At 70.7% G+C, this 21,538-nt stretch carries 17 protein-coding genes; 4 read left to right on the top strand and 13 right to left on the bottom strand.

Annotated features, from left to right (window positions below):
* Nucleotides 1–13: 13 nt before the first annotated feature.
* The 8 genes from Q2K21_RS12510 to Q2K21_RS12475 form a co-directional block, all read right to left on the bottom strand.
* Entirely contained in the window at nucleotides 14–1,033 is a 1,020-nt protein-coding gene (locus Q2K21_RS12510; RefSeq protein ID WP_310769976.1) for a TIGR03842 family LLM class F420-dependent oxidoreductase, read from the bottom strand.
* A gap of 11 nt (nucleotides 1,034–1,044) precedes the next feature.
* Nucleotides 1,045–2,448, bottom strand: coding sequence for a dihydropyrimidinase (hydA, locus tag Q2K21_RS12505; RefSeq protein ID WP_310769974.1), 1,404 nt, complete (start codon nucleotides 2,446–2,448; stop codon nucleotides 1,045–1,047).
* A 148-nt stretch (nucleotides 2,449–2,596) separates the two neighbouring features.
* On the bottom strand, nucleotides 2,597–3,439 hold the full coding sequence (locus Q2K21_RS12500; RefSeq protein WP_310769972.1) for a nitrilase-related carbon-nitrogen hydrolase: 843 nt from the start codon (nucleotides 3,437–3,439) through the stop codon (nucleotides 2,597–2,599).
* A 148-nt stretch (nucleotides 3,440–3,587) separates the two neighbouring features.
* Nucleotides 3,588–5,147, bottom strand: a complete 1,560-nt coding sequence (locus Q2K21_RS12495; protein ID WP_310769970.1) for a PucR family transcriptional regulator — start codon at nucleotides 5,145–5,147, stop codon at nucleotides 3,588–3,590.
* Nucleotides 5,148–5,238: 91 nt separating this feature from the next.
* Nucleotides 5,239–6,522 (bottom strand): aspartate aminotransferase family protein, encoded by a 1,284-nt coding sequence (locus tag Q2K21_RS12490; RefSeq protein ID WP_310769969.1) that lies wholly within the window; start codon nucleotides 6,520–6,522, stop codon nucleotides 5,239–5,241.
* Nucleotides 6,519–7,361, bottom strand: a complete 843-nt coding sequence (locus tag Q2K21_RS12485; protein WP_310769967.1) for a nitrilase-related carbon-nitrogen hydrolase — start codon at nucleotides 7,359–7,361, stop codon at nucleotides 6,519–6,521. The genes Q2K21_RS12490 and Q2K21_RS12485 overlap by 4 nt, the downstream gene beginning before the upstream one ends.
* A 185-nt stretch (nucleotides 7,362–7,546) precedes the next feature.
* Nucleotides 7,547–9,436, bottom strand: a complete 1,890-nt coding sequence (locus Q2K21_RS12480; RefSeq protein WP_310769966.1) for a hypothetical protein — start codon at nucleotides 9,434–9,436, stop codon at nucleotides 7,547–7,549.
* A 190-nt stretch (nucleotides 9,437–9,626) separates the two neighbouring features.
* Nucleotides 9,627–9,878: a helix-turn-helix domain-containing protein gene (locus Q2K21_RS12475; protein WP_310769964.1), complete on the bottom strand. Its 252-nt coding sequence runs from the start codon at nucleotides 9,876–9,878 to the stop codon at nucleotides 9,627–9,629.
* A 74-nt stretch (nucleotides 9,879–9,952) separates the two neighbouring features.
* Here Q2K21_RS12475 and map point away from each other — a divergent pair, with 74 nt between their 5' ends.
* The gene (map, locus tag Q2K21_RS12470; protein WP_310769962.1) at nucleotides 9,953–10,738 is read left to right on the top strand and encodes a type I methionyl aminopeptidase; all 786 of its coding nucleotides are present in this window, start codon (nucleotides 9,953–9,955) and stop codon (nucleotides 10,736–10,738) included.
* A gap of 239 nt (nucleotides 10,739–10,977) precedes the next feature.
* Nucleotides 10,978–13,635, top strand: coding sequence for an ATP-dependent Clp protease ATP-binding subunit (locus tag Q2K21_RS12465; RefSeq protein ID WP_310769960.1), 2,658 nt, complete (start codon nucleotides 10,978–10,980; stop codon nucleotides 13,633–13,635).
* Between the two features lie 49 nt (nucleotides 13,636–13,684).
* Here Q2K21_RS12465 and ggt read toward each other — a convergent pair whose 3' ends face one another.
* Entirely contained in the window at nucleotides 13,685–15,481 is a 1,797-nt protein-coding gene (gene ggt / locus Q2K21_RS12460; RefSeq protein WP_310769958.1) for a gamma-glutamyltransferase, read from the bottom strand.
* Between the two features lie 143 nt (nucleotides 15,482–15,624).
* Between ggt and Q2K21_RS12455 the strand changes: the two genes are divergently transcribed.
* A complete protein-coding gene (locus Q2K21_RS12455; RefSeq protein ID WP_310769956.1) occupies nucleotides 15,625–16,365 on the top strand; it encodes a hypothetical protein in 741 nt (246 codons plus the stop codon).
* A 131-nt stretch (nucleotides 16,366–16,496) separates the two neighbouring features.
* Complete coding sequence (locus Q2K21_RS12450; protein ID WP_310769954.1) at nucleotides 16,497–18,065, top strand: CocE/NonD family hydrolase; 1,569 nt, start codon at nucleotides 16,497–16,499, stop codon at nucleotides 18,063–18,065.
* A gap of 50 nt (nucleotides 18,066–18,115) precedes the next feature.
* Here the strand turns inward: Q2K21_RS12450 and Q2K21_RS12445 are convergent, their stop codons facing one another.
* The 4 genes from Q2K21_RS12445 to Q2K21_RS12430 are packed head-to-tail and all read right to left on the bottom strand — an operon-like array spanning nucleotide 18,116 to nucleotide 21,341.
* Entirely contained in the window at nucleotides 18,116–19,006 is an 891-nt protein-coding gene (locus Q2K21_RS12445) for an amino acid ABC transporter permease (protein WP_310769951.1), read from the bottom strand.
* Nucleotides 19,003–19,647: an amino acid ABC transporter permease gene (locus Q2K21_RS12440; RefSeq protein WP_310769949.1), complete on the bottom strand. Its 645-nt coding sequence runs from the start codon at nucleotides 19,645–19,647 to the stop codon at nucleotides 19,003–19,005. The genes Q2K21_RS12445 and Q2K21_RS12440 overlap by 4 nt, the downstream gene beginning before the upstream one ends.
* A 21-nt stretch (nucleotides 19,648–19,668) precedes the next feature.
* Nucleotides 19,669–20,580: a glutamate ABC transporter substrate-binding protein gene (locus Q2K21_RS12435; protein WP_310769947.1), complete on the bottom strand. Its 912-nt coding sequence runs from the start codon at nucleotides 20,578–20,580 to the stop codon at nucleotides 19,669–19,671.
* Nucleotides 20,581–20,597: 17 nt separating this feature from the next.
* Nucleotides 20,598–21,341, bottom strand: a complete 744-nt coding sequence (locus Q2K21_RS12430) for an amino acid ABC transporter ATP-binding protein (RefSeq protein WP_310769945.1) — start codon at nucleotides 21,339–21,341, stop codon at nucleotides 20,598–20,600.
* Nucleotides 21,342–21,538 lie beyond the last annotated feature (197 nt).

The raw sequence follows: 21,538 nt of genomic DNA, 5'->3' as shown, positions 1-21,538 counted from the left end.
AAGAACCCCGCGATCAGCCGTTGACGGCCGGGATGACCTGTGCCCCGTACGCGTCGATGACGGCTTCCTGTGCGTCGTGCATGTCGTAGACGGCGAACTGGTCGACGCCCAGCTCGCGCAGTGCGGTCAGTTTCTCGATCTGCTTGTCGACCGGACCGATGATGCAGAACCGGTCGACGATGTCGTCGGGCACGAACTGGGTGTCGGGGTTGCCGCTGCGCCCGTGGTGGGAGTAGTCGTAGCCCTCGCGGGCCTTGATGTAGTCGGTGAGTTCGTCGGGGACGGCGGCGGAGTGCTCGCCGTACTTGGCGACGAGGTCGGCGACGTGGTTGCCGACCATGCCGCCGAACCAGCGGCACTGCTCACGGGCATGGGCGAGCGCCTCGGGCGAGTCGTCCTCGGTGACGTACGCCGGCGCGGCGACGCAGATCTTGACGTCGGACGGGTCACGACCGGCCGCCACCGCCGCGTCCTTCACCGCCTTGACCATGTACTCGGCCAGATACAGGTCGGCGAGCTGGAGGATGAAGCCGTCGGCCTCCTCTCCGGTCATCTTCAGGGCCTTGGGGCCGTACGCGGCCATCCAGACCGGGAGTTCCGCGCCGGGCTTGATCCAGGGGAACCTGACGACCGTGCCGCCGAGGTCGGCCTCCTCGCCGCGGCCCAGTGCCCGGATGACCTTCATGGCCTCGCTGATGCGGGCCAGCGTGTTGGGCTTGCGGCCCGCGACGCGCATCGCCGAGTCGCCCCGCCCGATGCCGCAGATCGTGCGGTTGCCGAACATGTCGTTGAGCGTGGCGAACGTGGAGGCCGTGACCTCCCAGGTACGGGTGCCCGGGTTCGTGACCATGGGGCCGACCGTCAGCTTCTGGGTGTTGGCCAGGATCTGGCTGTAGATGACGAACGGTTCCTGCCACAGCACCGCCGAGTCGAAGGTCCAGCCGTAGCGGAAGCCGTTGCGCTCGGCCCGCTTCATCAGGCTGATCACCCGCGAGGCAGGCGGGTCCGTCTGCAGGACGAGTCCGAAGTCCATGTGCTCCGCTCCTAGTTGAGGTACTGACAGGTGGAGCGGGGGGTGTAGACGCCGTGTCCCGCGCGTCCCGTGTACTCCCGCTCGGTGATGACGGGCTCGCCGCGCGAGAGAACGGTCTCGACCCGGCCGGTGGTGCGCTTGCCCTCGTACGCCGAGTAGTCGACATTCATGTGGTGCTCTGAAGCGGACATGACCTGCTCGGCGTGCGGGTCGTAGATGACGATGTCGGCGTCGGCGCCCGGGGTGATGGTGCCCTTCTGCGGGTAGAGGCCGAACATCCGCGCCGGGGTGGCGCAGGCGATCTCGATCCAGCGGCGGCGGGAGATGTGTCCGTCGACGACGGCCTGGTGGAGCAGGTCCATGCGGTTCTCGACGCCCGGCAGACCGTTGGGGATCTTCGAGAAGTCGCCCCGGCCCAGTTCCTTCTGGCCCACGAAGCAGAAGGGGCAGTGGTCGGTGGAGACCACCTGGAGGTCGTTGGTCCGCAGGCCCTTCCACAGCTGGGCCTGGTGCTCCTTGGGCCGCAGCGGCGTCGAGCAGACGTACTTCGAGCCCTCGAAGTCCGGCTCGGCCAGGTTGTCGGTGGACAGGAACAGGTACTGCGGGCAGGTCTCGCCGAAGACGTTCAGCCCCTCGTCGCGCGCCCTGGCCAGTTCGGCGACCGCCTCCATCGCCGAGACGTGCACGACGTACAGCGGGGCCCCGGCCACCTGGGCGAGCTTGATGGCGCGGTGGGTCGCCTCGGCCTCCAGGAGGGCCTTGCGGACCTCCCCGTGGTAGCGCGGGTCGGTCTCGCCGCGGGCCAGCGCCTGCTCGACCAGCACGTCGATCGCGATGCCGTTCTCCGCGTGCATCATGATCAGGCCGCCGTTCTCGGCGGAGCGCTGCATGGCGCGCAGGATCTGGCCGTCGTCGCTGTAGAAGACGCCGGGGTAGGCCATGAACTGCTTGAAGGAGGTGACCCCCTCCTCGACCAGCAGATCCATCTCCTTGAGGGTCTCCTGGTTCACATCGGAGACGATCATGTGGAAGCCGTAGTCGATCGCGCAGTTGCCCTCGGCCTTGGCGTGCCAGGTGTCGAGGCCCTCGCGCAGGGTGTGGCCGACGCTCTGCACGGCGAAGTCGATGATGGTCGTCGTCCCGCCCCAGGCGGCGGCCCGGGTACCGGTCTCGAAAGTGTCGGAGGCGAAGGTGCCGCCGAACGGCAGCTCCATGTGGGTGTGGGCGTCGACACCGCCCGGGATCACGTACTTGCCAGTGGCGTCCATGGCCCGCTCGGCCGTGAAGGCCTCGGCGGCCGGGGTGCCGGACGCGGCGAGGGCGGCGACGCGGCCGTCCTCGATCAGGACGTCGGCGTGGATCTCGTCGGACGCGGTGATGACGAGGCCACCGCGGATGACGGTACGGCTGCTCATGCGCTCTCTACTCCCTCTCCAGCGTGGACGCTCGCTGCGGTGCGGTCGGACAGTGCGGGTCGTTTGTGGCTGGTCGCGCCCACGCGGCGGAGCCGCATGTTCGACGACAGCCCCGCGCCCCTCTCAGGGGCGCGGGTGCCTCTGCCCTCTACGGCGCGGTGAGCGGCCCGTACGCCTCCGGGCGGCGGTCCCGGTAGAACTGCCAGCGGTCGCGGACCTCGCGCAGCTTGGCCATGTCCAGGTCGCGCACGACCAGCTCGGTCTCCTTGTCGCTCGCCACCTCGCCGACGAACTGGGCCTCCGGGTCCACGAAGTACGAGGTCCCGTAGAAGTCGTTGTCGCCCATCTCCTCGACACCCACCCGGTTGATCGCGCCCACAAAGTACTCGTTGGCCACCGCCGCCGCCGGCTGCTCGAGCTGCCAGAGGTAGGCGGACAGACCGCGCGAGGTGGCCGACGGGTTGAAGACGATCTCGGCACCCTCCAGACCCAGCGCGCGCCAGCCCTCCGGGAAGTGGCGGTCGTAGCAGATGTAGACGCCGATCCTGCCGACGGCGGTGTCGAAGACCGGCCAGCCGACGTTCCCGGGGCGGAAGTAGAACTTCTCCCAGAAACCCTTCACCTGCGGGATGTGGTGCTTGCGGTACTTGCCGAGGTACGAGCCGTCGGCGTCGATCACCGCGGCGGTGTTGTACAGGACGCCGGGCTGCTCCTCCTCGTACATGGGCAGGACCAGGACGATGCCCAGCTCCTTGGCGAGCGCCTGGAAGCGCTTGACGATCGGGCCGTCCGGGATCTGCTCGGCGTACTCGTAGAACGCCGGGTCCTGGACCTGGCAGAAGTACGGCCCGTAGAACAGCTCCTGGAAGCACAGAACCTGAGCGCCCTGCGCGGCCGCGTCGCGGGCCGCCTGCTCGTGGACCTGGATCATCGATTCCTTGTCGCCCGTCCAGGCGGTCTGGAAGACGGCGGCGCGGATCACTCTGCTCATCGGGACCTCCGGTCGCTCGGTGTGCGGCGAGCCTAGGAAGTCCGGCGGGACGCTTTGAGTTGCACGGTGTCACGTCTGCGGGCGCCTGGCGTTCCACGGTGTCACCCCGGCCGGTACGCACCTGTTTCCCACTGTTTTCCATGGCGTTTCAGCCTCGTTGGGCGTCGTGCGCGAGCAGTGCGATGTGCACGGAGGCGGCCTGTTCGAAGTCGTCGAGATCGACTCCGAGGCGGGCCTGAATGGCCTCCAGACGGCGGTAGAGCGCCGGGCGGCTGACATGGTGGAGCTGGGCGGTGCGGGACTTGTTGCGGCCGGTGGCGAGATACGTCCGCAGCACGGGCAGCAGCTCCTGCTCGGCGTCGCGCCCGCACAGCAGCCCGTCCAGCTCCCGCTCGGCGAAGGCCTGCACGTGCGGGTCGTCGCGCAGCAGCCGGATCAGCCCGCGCAGATGGACGTCCCTGAGACGTACGACGGCCGGGAGGTCGAGGGCGGCCGAGTGGTCGGCAACGGCGTCGGCCACGTGCTGGGCCTCGCGCAGCCCGCCCGGCACGTCCTCCCACGCGCTGCGCGCGTCGGCCGCCGCGACGACCGTCCCGCACGCCCCGGACTCCGTGCGCAGCCGGGCCGCGAAGTGCGCGGCCAGCGCCTCGGCGTCCTGGTCGCGGGCGAGGCTGAGCAGCACGGCGGTGGCCCCGTCGGCCAGCTCCGCCACGAGGCCGGGGAGTCCGAGCATCCGTAGCACCCGGTCGAGATGGGCCGGGTCGCCGTCGCGTACGACGAGGGGGACGAAGGCACGGCGGTTGACGGGCAGCCCGGCCGCCCGCGCGCGGGGAAGGAGCTGGCGGGCCGGTACGACCCCGGAGACGAGGTCCGTCAGCAGACTCTGCGCGGACTGCTCCTCCCAGGAGTGCACGGAGGCGTGGAGCATACGGTGCAGAACGAGGGCCTCTGCCGCGCGCTCGGCCAGGAGGCGCCCGATGGGGCTGTCGCCTCGGTATCCGCACAGCACGATCCGGCCCCAGCGCTCGCCGCGTCCGCCCAGCTCGGCCCGGACCCAGCCGTCGCCCTCGCTGCCGCCCGCCTGCCGGGCGATGCGCTCCCAGTCGCGCAGCACGTCGTCGACGGCGGACCGCTCCCCCGCCGTGGCGAGCACGCGGTGGGCGAGGTTGGTCAGGATCACGGGGCAGCCGGCGTGCACGGCGATCTCGTCGAGCAGCCGCTGGAGCGGGGCGGCGGCGGTGATGAGCCCGGTCAGGGCCGTGCGTACGGACTCCGACAGGCTCACCGCGGCGAACTTGCGCCTGACGAGCCGGGACTGGACCTCCTCGGTCAGCTCGGCGAACGGGAACGGCCGGTGCAGGACCACCATGGGCAGCCCGCAGCGCTCGGCGGCCCGGCGCATCACGTCCGGGGGCGCCGGGAAGGCGCGGCCGAGTCCGAGGACGACGGCCGCGGCCTCCGCGCGGTGCAGGGACCGGATGTACTCGGCCTGTTTCTCCTCGTCACCGGCGAGGAGCACCCCGGTGGTGAGGACCATCTCGCCACCGGTGAGCATCACCCCGACGTCGGGGGCCTCGGCGACGTGCACCCACCGCACCGGCCGGTCGAGGTGCCCCGCGCCGGCCACCACCTCGGGCTCTCCGGCGAGCACCCGGTCCAGCGTGAGGACCTGGCGTACCGACAGGGCGGGTTCCAAGGCGGTGGTCATGGCTGTCTTCCCTTGCTCGGCCTTACTGAAGACACCTCGCTCCGGTCCTACCGAAGACACCTCGTGACGGCGCTGTCGAGAAGGCGGATCATCAGTACACGCTCCTCAGGGCGCGCTCCAGGATCGCGGCGCCCTCCTCGGCCTCGGCGACGGTCAGCGAGAGCGGCGGGGCGATGCGCAGCACGCTGGTGTTGTGCCCGCCGCCCTTGCCGATCAGCAGTCCTCCCTCACGTGCGGCCTCCAGCACGGCGGCCGCCGCGTCCGGGTCGGCCTCGTCCGTGCCGGGGCGCACCAGTTCGACGCCGATCATCAGGCCGCGCCCGCGCACCTCCCGTACCACCGGGAGCTGGGCCGCGACGGCCCGCAGCCTCTCGATCAGCAGTCCGCCCACCCGCCGGGCGTTGCCCTGGAGGTCGTGCTCCAGCAGGTAGGAGAGGTTGGCGAGGCCCGCGGCCATGGTGATCTGGGTGCCGCCGAACGTCGAGATCGAATTGGCGTCCAGGCAGTTCATGATCTCGGCGCGGGCGACGACCCCGCCGATGGAGGCGCCGTTGCCGATGCCCTTGGCGAAGGTGAGGATGTCGGGCGGGCCGCTCTGGCCGTGGGCCTGCCAGCCCCAGAAGTGCTCGCCGGTGCGGCCCCAGCCGGTCTGCACCTCGTCGGCGATCCACAGGATGCCGTGCTCCTTCAGGACGTCCCGGAAGGCCGCGTAGAGCCCGTCGGGCGGCGAGGTGAAGCCGCCGACGCCCTGGATGGGTTCGGCGATCAGTGCCGCGGGCGGGCGGATGTGGCCGAGCAGGTCCCTGAGGTCCTCCACACAGGCTGCGATGAAGTCGGCGTCACTCAGGCCGGCGAAGGGGCCGCGGGTGCGGACGCCGCCGTGGACGTACAGTGTCTGCAGTGGTGACAGCGAGGTCGGGGACCAGCCACGGTTGCCCGTGATGCCGACCGCGCTGAAGGAGCGGCCGTGGTAGCTGTTGCGCATCGCCAGGATCTGATTGCTGCGCCGGTACGTCGTCGCCAGCAGCAGCGCGGTGTCGTTGGCCTCGGTGCCGGAGGTGGTGAAGAAGACGCGGGCGTCCGGGATGCCGCTCAACTGGGAGATGCGCTCGGCGAGTTCGACCATCGGCCGGTTGAGGTACAGGGTCGAGGAGTGCAGGATCCGGCCGGCCTGCTCGGTCACCGCCTTGGTGACCTCGGGCAGGGCGTGCGCGGTCATCGTGGTCAGGATCCCGCCGAAGAAGTCCAGGTACTTCCTCCCGTCCGCGTCCCAGACGTGACGGCCCTCGCCGTGGGTGATCTCCAGGGGGTCCTTGTAGTAGACGGCCAGCCAGTCGGGCAGGACGGCCTTGTGGCGGGCGTGCAGGTCACTCACGGCTTCACCAGTCCTTCGTACGCGTCGGGGCGGCGGTCGCGGTAGAACGCCCACTGCTGCCGCACTTCTTCGATGAGGTCGAAGTCGAGGTCTCTCACGACGAGTTCCTCCTTCTTGTCGCTCGCGACCTCCCCCACGAACTGCCCACGCGGATCGACGAAGTAGCTCGTGCCGTAGAAGTCGTTGTCGCCGTACTCCTCCCGGCCCACGCGGTTGATCGCGGCGACGAAGTACTCGTTGGCGACGGCGGCCGCGGGCTGTTCGAGCTGCCAGAGGTAGGCGGACAGGCCCCGCGAGGTGGCGGACGGGTTGTAGACCAACTGGGCTCCGTTGAGGCCGAGTTGCCGCCAGCCCTCCGGGAAGTGGCGGTCGTAGCAGATATACACGCCGACCTTCCCGACGGCGGTGTCGAACACGGGCCATCCCAGGTTCCCCGGCTTGAAGTAGTACTTCTCCCAGAAGCCCTTGACCTGGGGGATGTGGTGCTTGCGGTACTTGCCGAGGTAGGTGCCGTCGGAGTCGATCACGGCCGCGGTGTTGTAGTAGAAGCCCGTCTGCTCGATCTCGAAGACGGGGACGACGATCACCATGCCGGTCTCGCGCGCCAGTTCCCGCATGCGCGTGACGGTGGGGCCGTCGGGCACAGGCTCGGCCCAGCGGTAGTGCTCGGGTTCCTGGACCTGACAGAAGTAGGGGGCGTTGAAGACTTCCTGGAAGCCGATGACCCGGGCGCCCTGTCGGGCCGCCGCGCGGGCGTGCTCCACGTGTTTGGCGATCATGGATTCGGTGTCACCGGTCCAGGTCGCCTGGACCAGTGCGGCGCGTACGACGTGGGCCATGGTGCCGCTCCTTTGCCTGTTGTCCTGGTGGGGACGTCAGAGAGCCTCTACGCCCGTAGACACAGGTGGTAGAGGGTCGAAAGTAAGCCTCGCGGACGGCCTTGCCAAGACCATCGTCGTGAACCCGCGAAGTCGATCACGTTTCGCACCCCTGTGGGTGAGTGGTCGGATTGTCGCCGGGCCGCTCAGGTGGTGAATCCGGCGACCCGGAGGGCGTGCACGAGATCCCAGTGCCGCTGGTCGGAGACGCGCCGGGCCGCCTCCAGGAGCAGCGGTACGAGCCGTTGCGGGTCGGCCGCGACACTGCGGGCCGCCTCCTCCGGCGTACGCATGCGTACGTACGCGTCGAGGAGGGCGCGAACCTCGCGGCGGCGGCCGTCGGCGCCGAGCGTCAGCACGGCCTCGCCGATCTGGTTCGCGGGCCGTACGACGCCCTGGCGCAGCATCTGCTCGCCGTCCGCGGTGCGGCCCGCGGCGGTCAGCGCGTCCGAGGCGGCGACCAGGAGGTCGGCGGGCAGTGAGGCGGCCTCCCACAGGAGGGTGGCCCAGTCGGCGTCCAGGCCGGCGCGGTGCAGTTCGGCGGCGAGGAGCGGGTAGCGGGCGGCGGGCGAGTGGGCGGCCTCGACGAGCAGGGCGTGCGCCTCGCCGCTGCGGCCCTCGGCGCGCAGCCGGATGAGCGCCGCGACGGTCTCGGCGGTGATGCGCCGGTCCTCATCGTCCAGGGGCTCCCGACGCGGCTGGAGCGCCGCCTCCGCCTCGGCACCCGCGGCCCCGGCGAACCGGGCGCCACGGGGCTTGCGACCGCTCGGGGCGGGCGCGGGCGCGACGGCGGGCACGGCACCCGCGGGCGCCTCCTGCACGTCCATCACCCCGGCGAACCGGGCACTGCCTCGGGGACGGCGCTTGGAGCGCTGCTTGGCAGGGGGCTCGGGCTCCTGGACCGGCTCTGCGGCGCCGGGGTCGTGCGGCGCGGCCCGGCCGGCCGGGGGCTGAGGGCCGGGGTCCAGGGCTTCCGGCCGCCCGCCGGACCGCTGCGCGTTGGCGTCGGTGAAGCCACCGGGGTGCTGCGCACCGCCGCCGGGGCGGCCACCGGGAAGCTGCGCATCAACGCCGGGGCGGCCAGCAGGGAGCTGCGCACCCCCGCCGGCGAACCCGCCAAGGAGCTGCGCACCCCCGCCGGGGCGGTCCTCGGCCCACTCCGCGCCACCATCAGCCGGGCTCCCGGCCGCCCACCCCTCCGGCCAATCCGCACCGGCGCCCGACACCGCCGCCGCGTCCGAACCGTCCGACCACTCCGCCCGCCGCGCCCGAGCCGCGTCCGCACGACGGCCCTCCGGCCCCTCCGCACCACCCTCAGCCGGGCCACCGGCCGGCCACTCCGGACCACCACCGGACACCCCGGCCGCGCCCGGCCGCCCCGCGCCGCCGCCCGACGGCTCCTCCCCGCCCCGAGTGGGCGGTTCGTCGGCCCGGTGGCCGTGCGTGGCCGCTTCTTCCGCCACCCGGAAGACGTCCCCGGCGCGGCCCGGCGGGAAATTCGAAGCGCCCTGCGCGTGAGTGCGCAGGGCGCGGCGGTCGAGGGCTTCCATCCGGCGGCGGAGTTCCGCGCAGCGGGCCGTGGCGCGTTCGTGGTCGTCGTGGGCCCAGGCCAGGTCCAGGCGGAGCGACTCGGCCTCCTCCTGGGTGGCGGCCGATTCGAGCCGGCGGCCGAGGTCGGTCTGGCGCTCGGCCGCGTGGCGCAGCTCGCGGAGCATCCCGTCGAGCCGGTCGCCGAGGGCCTCCCGCCCGCCGGGCCGGGCGTCGTACGCGCCGAGCGCGGCTCCGTGCAGCGCCCGCGCCCGCTCGGTCTCCCCGGTGGCCGCCGCCGGCCCGTATGCCGCGGCGAGGTCGTGCAAAAGCGCCTCCACGACGTCCCAGGGCGGCACTTCCCGGCCGTCGAGGCAGGCCCGCATCCCGTCGGGATCGCGCTGCCAGAACACTCCGCACCAGCCGTCGCCCTGGTCGAGCCGCGTCAGCAGCCCGTTCAGGTAGCTCGCGAACTCCCGCATCCGACCCGGGAGTTGATCCACAGCCATAGCCAGCTCCCGCCCGAGTGGAGTACTCCGGTCCGGTAGAAAACACCAGTCGTGTTACGAAAGGGCTACAGCGAGTTTTCAGACCGAACGCAGAGCGCTCAACGGGAGCGTCACCGGACCGTGCGCGCCCTTTCACCGGACCGCTCCGCGCAGGTGGTGAACGAGCCCCGCCCGCAAGGCCGTCCGCGGCTCACACCGCGACCGGCGCGCACCGCCCGACGAGTTCGTCCATGGACAGCCCGAGCACCCGCGCCAGCGCCGCCACCGTGAAGAACGCCGGGGTCGGCGCCCGCCCGGTCTCGATCTTGCGGAGGGTCTCGGCGGAGATCCCGGCGGCCGCGGCCACCTCCGCCATGCTGCGGTCACCGCGCGCCTCGCGCAGCAACTGCCCGAGCCGCTCGCCGCGTTCGCGCTCTTCGGGGGTCAGTGGGTTGCGCACCATGAACCCATTCTAATACCGGACCCCCGCACCCGCGCCGGTATAGTAATTGGGACATCACCGGTATAGTAATTGGTATGGTGGAACTCAAGACGGATACATCGATCGACGCCATGCACGCGGCCGGCCAGGTCGTCGGCCGGGCCCTCACGGCGGTGCGGGACACCGCGGACGTAGGCGTTTCCCTGCTCGAACTGGACGAGGCGGCGCACCAAGTACTGCGCGAGGCGGGCGCCCGCTCGCCCTTCCTCGGCTACCGCCCCTCCTTCGCGCCGACCCCCTTCCCGGCGGTCATCTGCGCCTCCGTCAACGACGCGATCGTGCACGGCATCCCGAACGGCTACCGGCTGCGCGACGGCGACCTGGTCTCCATCGACTGCGGCGCCGAGCTGGACGGCTGGGTGGGCGACTCGGCGATCAGCTTCGTCGTGGGCCGGGCGCGGACCGCGGACCTGCGGCTGGTCGAGACCGCGGAGCGGGCGCTCGCCGCGGGCATCGAGGCGGCAGTCGTCGGCAACCGCATCGGGGACATCGCCCACGCGATCGGCACGGTGTGCCGGACCGCCGGATACGGCATCCCGGACGGCTTCGGCGGGCACGGCGTGGGCCGCCGTATGCACGAGGACCCGGGCGTCCCGAACGAGGGCCGCCCGGGTCGCGGCCTCCGACTGCGCCACGGCATGGCCCTGGCCATCGAGCCCATGCTCGTCGGCGGCGGCACCGACGGCTATCACGCGGCCCCCGACGGCTGGACCCTCCGCACGAACGACGGCTCCCGCGCGGCCCACGTCGAACACACGGTGGCGATCACGGAGGCGGGGCCTCGGATCCTGACAGCGCGCCGGGAGGGCGCGAGCCTGTGAACCGTGCGGCACCGCCGCACGGTCCCGACGGCCACGCCCCCCCCGCAGCCCGACGGCGTCCGGGCCCGGGCCCGGAGACATTCTCTGAAGGTGCCCCCCGCAGGGGTTCGTGCCATCGTGGTACGAGCGCCGGGCGCGCGCCCCGACAGGTGTAACCGGGCTCCGTCCGGGCACCCGGCACCGGCACGTCGATCAGCGAGCGTGTCCCGGGCCCCGCCGGGACGCCGGAACGGATGGCCATGACCAGCGGGTTCAACGGTCCGCAGGGCTACGGCTCGGACCCCTTCGAAGAATTCTTCCGACGGATCTTTGGCGGCGGACCGCGTCCCGGTCCCCGGCAGATCGACCTCGGACGGCTGCTGAGCGAGCCGGCCCGGCAGCTGGTCGCCGGGGCCGCGCGATACGCCGCCGAGCACGGCTCCCGCGACCTGGACACCCAGCACCTGCTGCGCGCCGCGCTCGCCACCGAGCCGACCCGGAGCCTGCTGAGCCGCGCCGGCGCGGACCCCGACTCGCTGGCGACGGAGATCGACCAACGCGCCGGACCGGCCCAGCACATCTCGACCGAAACACCGCCGCCCACCTCGCTCTCCCTGACGCCCGCCGTCAAGCGTGCCCTGCTGGACGCGCACGAACTCGCCCGGGCGAGCGGCGCCGGTTACATCGGCCCCGAGCATGTGCTTACCGCGCTGGCCGCGAACCCCGACTCGGCCGCCGGACACATCCTCCACTCGGCCCACTTCGCGCCACCGTCCCTGCCCCCGGAGGCGGGGGACATGGCGCAGGCGCGCCCGGAACGGCCGCGCCCCACCGCGACCCCGACCCTGGACAAGTACGGCCGCGACCTCACCGACCTCGCACGTGAGGGCCGTATCGACCCGGTGATCGGGCGGGACGAGGAGATCGAGCAGACCATCGAGGTGCTCTCCCGCCGGGGCAAGAACAACCCGGTCCTCATCGGCGACGCGGGCGTCGGCAAGACCGCCATCGTCGAGGGGCTCGCACAGCGCATCGCCGACGGCGACGTGCCCGACGTCCTCCTCGGCCGCCGGGTCGTCTCCCTGGACCTGACCGGTGTGGTCGCCGGCACCCGCTACCGCGGCGACTTCGAGGAGCGGCTCACCAACATCGTCGGCGAGATCCGCGCCAACTCGGACGAGCTGATCGTCTTCATCGACGAGATGCACACCGTCGTCGGCGCCGGTGGCGGCGGCGCGGAGGGCGGGTCCATGGACGCGGGCAACATCCTCAAGCCCGCCCTGGCCCGCGGCGAACTGCACGTCGTCGGCGCCACCACGCTGGAGGAGTACCGCCGGATCGAGAAGGACGCGGCGCTGGCCCGCCGCTTCCAGCCGATCCTCGTGCCCGAGCCGACGGTCGCGGACGCGGTCGAGATCCTGCGCGGGCTGCGCGACCGCTACGAGGCCCACCACCAGGTCCGCTACACCGACGAGGCGCTGGTGGCCGCCGTGGAGCTGTCCGACCGCTATCTCACCGACCGCCATCTGCCGGACAAGGCGATCGACCTGATCGACCAGGCCGGCGCCCGGGTGCGGCTGCGCGCCCGGACGAAGGGTACGGACGTACGGACCATGGAGCGCGAGGTCGAGCGGCTGACCCGGGACAAGGACCAGGCGGTGGCCGACGAGCAGTACGAGCACGCCACGCAGCTGCGTGACCGCATCACCGAGCTGAAGGAGCGGATCGGGCAGGCCAGCGGTGACATCGAGGCCGACGAGGGGCAGCATCTGGAGGTCACCGCCGAAGCCGTCGCCGAAGTGGTGTCCCGGCTCACCGGCGTCCCGGTCAGCCGGCTCACCGAGGAGGAGAAGGAACGGCTGCTGGGCCTGGAGGAGCATCTGCACCAGCGAGTCATCGGACAGGACGAGGCGGTCAGCGTGGTCGCCGACGCGGTGCTGCGCTCGCGCGCCGGGCTGTCCAGTGCCGACCGGCCGATCGGCAGCTTCCTCTTCCTCGGCCCGACCGGCGTCGGCAAGACGGAACTGGCGCGCGCGCTCGCGGAGGTGCTGTTCGGCAGCGAGGAGCGCATGGTCCGCCTCGACATGAGCGAGTACCAGGAGCGGCACACCGTGAGCCGGCTCGTGGGCGCCCCGCCCGGGTACGTCGGCCACGAGGAGGCCGGCCAGCTCACCGAGGTCGTACGGCGCCACCCGTACTCGCTGCTGCTGCTCGACGAGGTCGAGAAGGCACACCCGGACGTCTTCAACATCCTGCTGCAGGTCCTCGACGACGGCCGGCTCACCGACGCCCAGGGCAGGACCGTGGACTTCACCAACACGGTCGTGGTGATGACGAGCAACCTCGGCTCCGAGGCGATCACCCGGCGCGGCGCCGGCATCGGGTTCGGGTCCGGTGGCGCCGAGGCGGACGAGGAGGCGCGCCGCGAGCGGATCCTGCGTCCGCTGCGCGAGCACTTCCGGCCCGAGTTCCTCAACCGCATCGACGAGATCGTCGTCTTCCACCAGCTGACGGCCGACCAACTGCGGCGCATCACCGATCTGTTGCTCGACAAGACACGCCGCCGGATGCACGCCCAGGAGATCGACGTCACCTTCACCGAGGGCGCCGTCGACTGGCTGGCGCAGCGCGGCTACCAGCCGGAGTACGGCGCCCGGCCGCTGCGCCGCACCATCCAGCGGGAGGTCGACAACCGGCTGTCCCGGCTGGTCCTGGACGGCCGGATCGAGCGGGGCGGCCGGGTCGTGGTGAACGTCGAGGACGGGCAGCTCGCCCTCCGACCGGAGCCGCCCGCCCACAAGGCGGCAGCCGATGACGTCGCCGGCCCCACTCGGCCGGGCGGGGATGCCGCGCCCCCCGCGGTGCAGGGGGGCGAGACGGCCCGCCCCGAAGGGAACGGGACCGCCCACCCCGAGTGAGGCCAACCAGCCGAAAAGGCCAGCCCGGTCACGGCGCCGGGTCCACCGGTTACGGCGCCGGGTCCACCACCTGTGCGGACCCGCCGCCGCGCCGCACCGTCTCGGCGGCGGCCAGCCACTTGCCGCCCGGCAGCCGCTGCACGCCCGTCGCCGCGCCGATCTCCGGGTTCAACTTGAAGGAGTGCCCGATCGCCTCCAGCCGGGTGCGCAGGTCGCTGTTGTAGAGGCCCGGTTCGAGTTCCGTCTGTGCCGCGTTGCGCTGGCTGGCGCGCGGCGCGGCGATCGCGTCGACGAGCGGCAGACGCCGGTCGAGGAACTCGGTCAGGGTCTGCAGCACGGTCGTGATGATGGTGGAGCCACCGGGCGAGCCGAGCGCGACGACGGGCTTGCCCTGCTTGTCGAGCACGATGGTCGGCGAGATCGAGGAGCGCGGCCGCTTGCCCGGGCCGGGCAGGTTCGGGTCGTGGACGGCCGGGTTGGCGGGCGTGAAGGAGAAGTCCGTCAGCTCGTTGTTGAGGAGGAAGCCCCGTCCCGGGACGGTGATGCCGCTGCCGCCGGTCTGCTCGATGGTGAGGGTGTAGGAGACGACGTTGCCCCACTTGTCGGCGACCGTGAGGTGCGTGGTGTTCTCGCCCTCGTACGTCGTCGGGGCCGCCGTGCCGCCGGTGGCGCAGGCCGCCGGGTCGCGCGGGTCACCGGGCGCGAGCGGGCTGGTGAGCACGGCGTCGTCCTTGATCAGGCAGGCGCGCGAGTCGGCGTACTTCTGCGACAGCAGTTCCTTCGTCGGGACGTCCTCGAAGGCGGGGTCGCCGAGCCAGCGTCCGCGGTCCGCGAACGCGATGCGGCTCGCCTCGATGAAGTGGTGCAGGTACTGCACCTCGCTCGCCTTCGAAAGGTCCGTCCGTTCCAGGATGTTGAGTGCCTCGCCGACCGTGGTGCCGCCGGAGGACGAGGGGGCGATGGAGTAGACGCTCAGGCCGCGGTACGAGGTCTTGGTGGGTGCCTGGAGCTTGGCTCGGTAGGCCGCGAGGTCCTGGGCGGACAGCTTGCCCGGACGGGCGTTCCAGCCGGAACCCGGGTCCACGGGCGGCTTGTTGACCGTGGCGAGGATGTCCTCGCCGAGGTCGCCGCGGTAGATCGCGCCGACACCCTTTCTGCCCAGCTCCTCGTAGGTGCGGGCGAGATCGGGGTTCTTGAAGGTCGAGCCCACGACGGGGAGCGCGCCGCCCGGCAGGAACAGCTTGGCCGTGTCCGGGAAGTACCGGAAGCGGGTCTCGTTGGACGCGGTCTGCGAGCGGAAGGTGTCGTCGACGGTGAACCCGTCACGCGCTATGCGCTCGGCAGGCTTCAGGACCGTGCCGAGCCGCTTGGTGCCCCACTCGTCCAGCGCCTTCTGCCAGGTGGCGGGCGTGCCCGGGGTGCCGACGCTCAGCCCGCTGCTGACGGCGTCGGCGAAGGCGAGCGCCTTGCCGTTCTCCACGAAGAGGCCCGGGTCCGCGCTGAGCGGGGCCGTCTCCCGGCCGTCGATGGTGTGCACCGTACGGGACTTGGCGTCGTAGTAGACGAAGTAGCCGCCTCCGCCGATGCCGGAGGAGTACGGCTCGGTGACGCCGAGCGCGGCGGCGGTGGCGACGGCCGCGTCCACGGCGTTGCCACCCTTCTTGAGGACCTCGATGCCGGCGGCGGAGGCGTCCGCGTCGACACTGGCGACGGCGCCGCCGTAGCCCACGGCCACGGGTACTTTCTGCGGTGTCGAGGCGGTCTGCGGCGGCGCCGCCGCCCCTACCGACACCACGGCGGCCGAGACCGCCAGAACCGTCAGTTTCCGCGCGACAGGTCGACGCATCCATACCTCCAGTCCAGGACCGTCCACGCAGCGTAGCCACATCACCGGGGCCCCGACAGTCCCATTCTGGCTCCTGTCATAGGACAGCCACACATCGAACACCGGTACGTACCAGCCGCATGGGCCCGCTAGCATGCGCGCCCATGAACGACGACGTGCGCAATATCGTCCTCGGGGTGGTCGCGGCCGGCATCAGCGCCGCGCTCGGCTGGCTCGCCCGTACGTATCTCTGGAAGCGGAAACTCCGCCGCAAGCAGGCGTTCTTCGGGCTGCCCGACAACTCCGAGTCGCTGCTGGTGGTGAACCGCGATGCGGTCGGCTCCGAGTTGGCGGTGAAGCGGTACGACGTGTTCGCGCTGCTGGAACTCTCCGCCCTCATCAAGGACTGCGGAGCCAAGGCCCAGGTGGTCGCGCACGACGCGGCCCAGCAGGGCTTCGGCGAGCGCACGGAGTTCTGTGTCGGCGGCCCCGGATCGAATCGCCGGATGGCGGCCCACCTCCAATCCCTGCTGCCGGGCATCGAGATAAACATCGACACCGAACCGGGCCCGGAGCGTGTGGCGTTCCGGATCGGCGGTGAGCAGTACCTACTGGAGTCCGGCAAGGCCGAGTACGCGATCCTCGCCCGGCTCACGGCGGATCTGGGGCAGGGCGCCAGACCCGTCTTCCTCTTCTGCGGGCAGCGCGCGATCAACAACCAGGCGGCGACGCGCTACCTCGCGCGCAACCACGAGCACCTGGCGCGCAAGTACGGCGCGGGCTCCTTCGTCCTGCTGCTGAAGGTCGTCAACTCGCAGGCGTACGGTCCGGATGTGGTGGAGCTGGTGGGAGACGTCACCCGGGCCGCACAGGCTCCCGCCCCGGCACCGGTTCCGCGCGACTGACACCGCGTCTGCCGGGTTCCTGCACATACCAACAATCGTTACTCGCACGTAACTTACCGACGGGTTACTTCCGGTAAGGGGCCGCGGTTACCGTCTGGTCACTTTGCACTGACACGAGTGAGGAGTGACCTGTGGGAACTTCACGCAAGGCCCTGCGCACGACCGCCGTGGGTGCCGTCTCGGCGACACTGCTCGCCGGCAGCGCCCTCGGGCTCGCCCCCACCGCTCAGGCGGCGTCCCACGGCGTCCGGTTCGTCGACATCACCGGCGACGGCGGCACGGTCCTCAAGGGGAACGTCGTCATGCCCGCCGACGCCGACGGCACGCACCGCTACCCGCTCCTCGTGTTCCCCACGAGCTGGGGCCTGCCACAGGTCGAATACCTGGCCCAGGCCCAGAAGCTCGCGGACTCCGGCTATGTCGTGGTCACCTACAACGTGCGCGGCTTCTGGCAGTCCGGCGGCGAGATAGAAGTGGCCGGTCCGCCCGACATAGCCGACGCGTCCAAGGTCATCGACTGGGCGCTCGCCAACACCCCGGCCGACGCAGGGCACATCGGCATGGGGGGCGTCTCCTACGGCGCCGGCATCAGCCTGCTGGCCGCCGCGCACGACCAGCGCATCAAGGCGATCGCCTCGCTGAGCGGCTGGGCGGACCTGATCGACTCGATCTACTCGGGGCGCACCCAGCATGTCCAGGCGGCCGCCCTGCTGGACGGCGCGGCCACGCTCACCGGTCGTGAAAGCCCCGAACTCCGCCAGATCTTCGACAACCTCTACGCCTCCGACCTGTCCAGGGAACAGGAGATGATCGACTGGGGGAAGAAGCGCTCCGCAGCGACCTACCTCGATCGGATCAACAGGAACGGCGCGGCCGTGATGCTCGCCAACGGGTGGGGTGACACGGTCTTCCCGGCCAACCAGTACGTCGACTTCTACGAGAAGCTCACCGTCCCCAAGAGACTGGAGATGCGCCCCGGCGACCACGCGACCGCCGAGATCACCGGGCTGTTCGGGCTGCCCAACGACGTATGGACGGACACCGAGCGCTGGTTCGACCACTACCTCAAGGGCGAGGACAACGGCATCGACCGCGAGCAGCCGGTCGAGCTCAAGCCGCGTTCCACGGGCGGCTACGAGGGCTACCCGGACTGGAAGTCCGTGGGCGCGACGAGGAAGAAGATCGCTCTGGCGGGCACCACCACGATCCACGCGAACGTCGACTCGGGCGCGGACGGCGGGGTCATCTTCCTCTCCAGCATCCTCGACCAGGTGGCGCAGATCCCTCCGATGGCCTCGATCCCCCTGCTTCCCCGCCGGTGGGCCGCCGTCTGGCAGTCGGAGAAGTACTCCACGGCCCAGCACATCCGCGGCACGGCGAAGCTGCACACGACGCTCAGCCCGACCAAGGAGAGCGGCACCCTCGTCGCCTACCTCTACGACGTGGGCCCGCTCGGCCTCGGCAAGCTGGTCAGCAACGCGCCGTACACCTGGCACGGTCAAACGCCCGGCCAGCCGATCGGCGTCGACCTGGAGCTGTTCTCCACGGCCTACGACGTCCCGGCCGGGCACCGGCTCGCCCTGGTCGTCGACACGGTCGACCCGCTCTACATCGAGCACAACCCGTCCGGCGCGCAGCTGACCTTCTCCTCGCCCGCGGACGATCCCTCCTACGTGTCCGTTCCGCTGCGCGAGCAGTGATCTCCGGCTGCCGCCGGCCGGGCCTGGCCCTGTGACTGCCGCCCCTCCCCCTACGGTTTCGGGGCCGTGGGGGGAACCCCACCCGGCAGCAGTGTCCCTGGTCCGGCCGCGGCGACCTCCACGGCCCTGGTCTTGGGACTGCGCCGCTCCCACCGGGACGCCCACTGGGCGAACCAGGAGAGCAGCATGCACATCCCGATGTAGATCGGTGAGATCACCATCACCACAGGGATGAACGGCAAATCGTAGTCGAGGTTCGAGGCGATGAGTTTCCCGGCGTGGAGGAACTCCTCGTAGGTGATCAGATAGCCGAGCGAGGTGTCCTTCAGGGCCACCACCAACTGGCTGATGATGGCGGGCAACATGGCCCGTACCGCCTGCGGCACGAGGACGTACGACATGACCTGCGTCTTGCGCAGCCCGAGCGCGTACGCGGCCTCCCGCTGCCCGCGGTCCACGGAGTTGACCCCCGAGCGGAAGACCTCGGCGAGCACCGAGCCGTTGTAGAGGGTGAGGCCCGCGACCAGCGCGGGCAGGGGCTGCACCTTGAGCGCCACGAAGATGAAGAAGATCATCACCAGCAGGGGCATGGCACGGAAGAACTCGACGACGAGCGTGGACAGCCGGCGGACGAGGGCGTGTTCGGAGAGCCGTCCGGTCGCGAGGATCCCGCCCAGAGCCAGCGAGAGCACGGCCGCGATCGCGAAGGCCTTGAGCGTGTTGCCAAGGCCCCGCAGCAGCAGTTCCTGGATTCCCTTGTACTCGAAGGGCATCCACTTCGTGTACGTGAACTGACCGGTGGCGAACAGGAGATGCACGATCCAGGCGAGCAGGCCGGCGAGGGCGAGGGTCGCCATGACCCCGTACACGCGGTGCCGCTGCCGGGTCCTGGGCCCCGGGAGGTCGTAGAGGGCCGTGGCCGCGGCGGCTTTGGCGGTCATCGGGCGACTTCCCAGTGATGTTCCAGGAGGTTGAAGAGCGCGCTGATGGCGAGGGTGATGATCAGATAGCCGACGGCGATCCAGAAGAACGTCCAGATGATGTTGTAGCCCAGCTCGCTCAGGGTCCGGTAGGTGCCGAGCAGTTCGGTCACGCTGAACGCGCCCGCGATCGCCGAGTTCTTGGTGAGCGCGATCAGGATCGAGCCGATCGGCGGGATGACCGAGCGGAAGGCCTGCGGCAGGACGACGTGCGACAGGGTCTGCCCGAAGGTCATGCCGAGACTGCGGGCGGCCTCGCCCTGGCCCGTGGGGACGGTGTTGATGCCGGAGCGCAGGGCCTCGCAGATGAACGCCGAGGTGTAGCAGCCCAGCGCCAGCACGGCGAACACCTGGAAGGGCAGCACGAGCCCGAAGCGCGGCAGGCCGAGCAGGACCGCGAAGAACAGCAGGGTGAGCGGGGTGTTGCGCAGGACGGTCACCCAAGCGGTGCCGAAGGCCCTCAGGGACCGCACCGGCGCGACCCGGAAGGAGGCCATCACGAAGCCGAGGGCGAGAGCCAGCAGTGAGGAGTAGACGGTGAGCCGGACGGTGCCGAGGAATCCCTCGACGAAGGTGGAGAAGTTGTCTGTCAGTACCTTCACGGAATACCTCGCTCGGCTCGCTCAGGTCGCCGGGTAGCGGTCGATCGCGGGCGGGGTGGGCGCGGGGACGCCGGACAGGCCGAGCGTCGCGTCGTACGCCTTCTTCCAGTCGCCGTTCTTCTGCCGTGCCTCCAGTGCGTCGTTGAGGGCGAATCTGAGGGCGTTGTCGCCGCGCGGGACGCCGATGCCGTACGGCTCCTTCGAGAAGGGCCTGCCGACGACCTTGAGTTCGTCGGGGGCCTTTGCCGCATAGCCGATGAGGATGGCGTCGTCGGTGGTGACGGCGGCGACCTGGTAGGTGAGCAGGTTGTCCACGCAGACGGAGTATGTGTCGTAGGCGACCAGCACCGCTTTCGGGTAGTCCCGCTGGATGCGCTGGTAAGGGGTCGATCCGGCGGCCGAGCAGACGCGCTTGCCGTCCAGGTCCCGCGGTCCGTCGATGCCGCGCTCGTTCCTGCGCACCAGCAGGGACTGCCCGGCCATGTAGTACGGGCCGGCGAAGCCGACGAGCTTCTTGCGCTTGGCGTTGATGGTGTAGGTGCCGACGTAGTAGTCGATCTGCCCGTTCTGCAGGGCGGTTTCGCGGTTGGCGGAGGCGATGGTCTTGAAACGGATCGTCTTGGGGGCGAAGCCGAGCGAGGCCGCCATCATCTTCGCGATCTCGATGTCGAACCCGGAGTAGGTGCCGGTCGCCGGGTCCTTCTCGCCGAGATAGGGCTGGTCCTCCTTGGCGCCGACGACGAGGTATCCGCGCTTCTTCGCCCGCTTCCAGGTGGGCGAGCCCGGGAGCCGAAAGCCGTGTGCCACCTGGTACTCGGGGAGCTTTTCGGTGTCCGGCCCCTTGGTGGGCGGGCTGCCCTCCTTGCCGCAGGCGGCGGTCAGGAGCGCGGCGAGCGCCACCAGTGCGGAGCACACACGTCCGATACGGATCACGGTTCGCACTCCCCCGGTCAGTGCTTGAGGATCTTGGAGAGGAAGTCCTTGGCGCGGTCGCTGCGCGGGGTGGTGAAGAACTCCTCGGGGGTGCGGTCCTCGACGACGCGGCCGTCGGCCATGAAGACGACGCGGTTGGCGGAGGCGCGCGCGAAGCCCATCTCGTGGGTGACGACGACCATCGTCATGCCGTCGCGGGCGAGTTGCCGCATGACCTCCAGGACCTCGTTGATCATCTCGGGGTCGAGTGCGGAGGTCGGTTCGTCGAACAGGAGCGCCTTGGGCTCCATGGCGAGGGCGCGGGCGATGGCGACGCGCTGCTGCTGACCGCCGGAGAGCTGCGCCGGGTACTTGGCGGCCTGGGAGGCGAGGCCGACGCGGTCGAGGAGTTCCATGGAGCGCCGGTCGGCCTCCTCCTTCTTGCGGCCGCGGACCTTGACCGGGGCGAGCGAGACGTTCTGGAGGACGGTCTTGTGGGCGAAGAGGTTGAAGGACTGGAAGACCATGCCGACGTCGGCACGGAGGCGTGCGAGGGCCTTGCCCTCCTGTGGGAGCGGCCGGCCCTCCAGCCTGATGGTGCCGGACTGGATCGTCTCGAGCCGGTTGATCGTCCTGCAGAGTGTGGACTTGCCCGACCCCGAGGGGCCGATGACCACGACCACCTCACCTCTGGCGACGGTGAGATCGATGTCCTGGAGGACGTGCAAGTCGTCGTACCACTTGTTCACGCCATCCAGTTCGATCAGCGGATCGACAGCCATGTGCCACAAACTATCCAGGGCGGAAGGGGCTTGACACCCGACACGCACCTTTCGGGCATTAGCCGTATTTGCGGCGTACTGCCAGGGTCGCTCCCTGCATCTAGGTCCTGTCGTCAAACTCCCGTCGTCCGCCCGCAGGGCGGGCCGGGCGGCGTCTGGTGCGTGCGATCGCAAGGCGCCGGAAGGTCCTCGTAGCG

Origin of the sequence: Streptomyces sp. CGMCC 4.7035 (assembly GCF_031583065.1) — a bacterium.
GTDB lineage: Bacteria > Actinomycetota > Actinomycetes > Streptomycetales > Streptomycetaceae > Streptomyces > Streptomyces yaanensis.
Note: the sequence above shows the minus strand (reverse complement) of the source record. Positions and strands in the feature narration are given on the sequence as shown.

Excerpts from the sequence above, each read along its gene's own strand:
- Q2K21_RS12475 (WP_310769964.1), bottom strand. The coding sequence starts at position 9,878 with ATGGTGCGCAACCCACTGACCCCCGAAGAGCGCGAACGCGGCGAGCGG.
- Q2K21_RS12455 (WP_310769956.1), top strand. The coding sequence starts at position 15,625 with ATGAACGACGACGTGCGCAATATCGTCCTCGGGGTGGTCGCGGCCGGC.
- ggt (WP_310769958.1), bottom strand. The coding sequence starts at position 15,481 with ATGCGTCGACCTGTCGCGCGGAAACTGACGGTTCTGGCGGTCTCGGCC.
- Q2K21_RS12445 (WP_310769951.1), bottom strand. The coding sequence starts at position 19,006 with ATGACCGCCAAAGCCGCCGCGGCCACGGCCCTCTACGACCTCCCGGGG.
- hydA (WP_310769974.1), bottom strand. The coding sequence starts at position 2,448 with ATGAGCAGCCGTACCGTCATCCGCGGTGGCCTCGTCATCACCGCGTCC.
- Q2K21_RS12430 (WP_310769945.1), bottom strand. The coding sequence starts at position 21,341 with ATGGCTGTCGATCCGCTGATCGAACTGGATGGCGTGAACAAGTGGTAC.
- Q2K21_RS12485 (WP_310769967.1), bottom strand. The coding sequence starts at position 7,361 with ATGGCCCACGTCGTACGCGCCGCACTGGTCCAGGCGACCTGGACCGGT.
- Q2K21_RS12495 (WP_310769970.1), bottom strand. The coding sequence starts at position 5,147 with ATGACCACCGCCTTGGAACCCGCCCTGTCGGTACGCCAGGTCCTCACG.
- Q2K21_RS12510 (WP_310769976.1), bottom strand. The coding sequence starts at position 1,033 with ATGGACTTCGGACTCGTCCTGCAGACGGACCCGCCTGCCTCGCGGGTG.
- map (WP_310769962.1), top strand. The coding sequence starts at position 9,953 with ATGGTGGAACTCAAGACGGATACATCGATCGACGCCATGCACGCGGCC.
- Q2K21_RS12500 (WP_310769972.1), bottom strand. The coding sequence starts at position 3,439 with ATGAGCAGAGTGATCCGCGCCGCCGTCTTCCAGACCGCCTGGACGGGC.
- Q2K21_RS12465 (WP_310769960.1), top strand. The coding sequence starts at position 10,978 with ATGACCAGCGGGTTCAACGGTCCGCAGGGCTACGGCTCGGACCCCTTC.
- Q2K21_RS12480 (WP_310769966.1), bottom strand. The coding sequence starts at position 9,436 with ATGGCTGTGGATCAACTCCCGGGTCGGATGCGGGAGTTCGCGAGCTAC.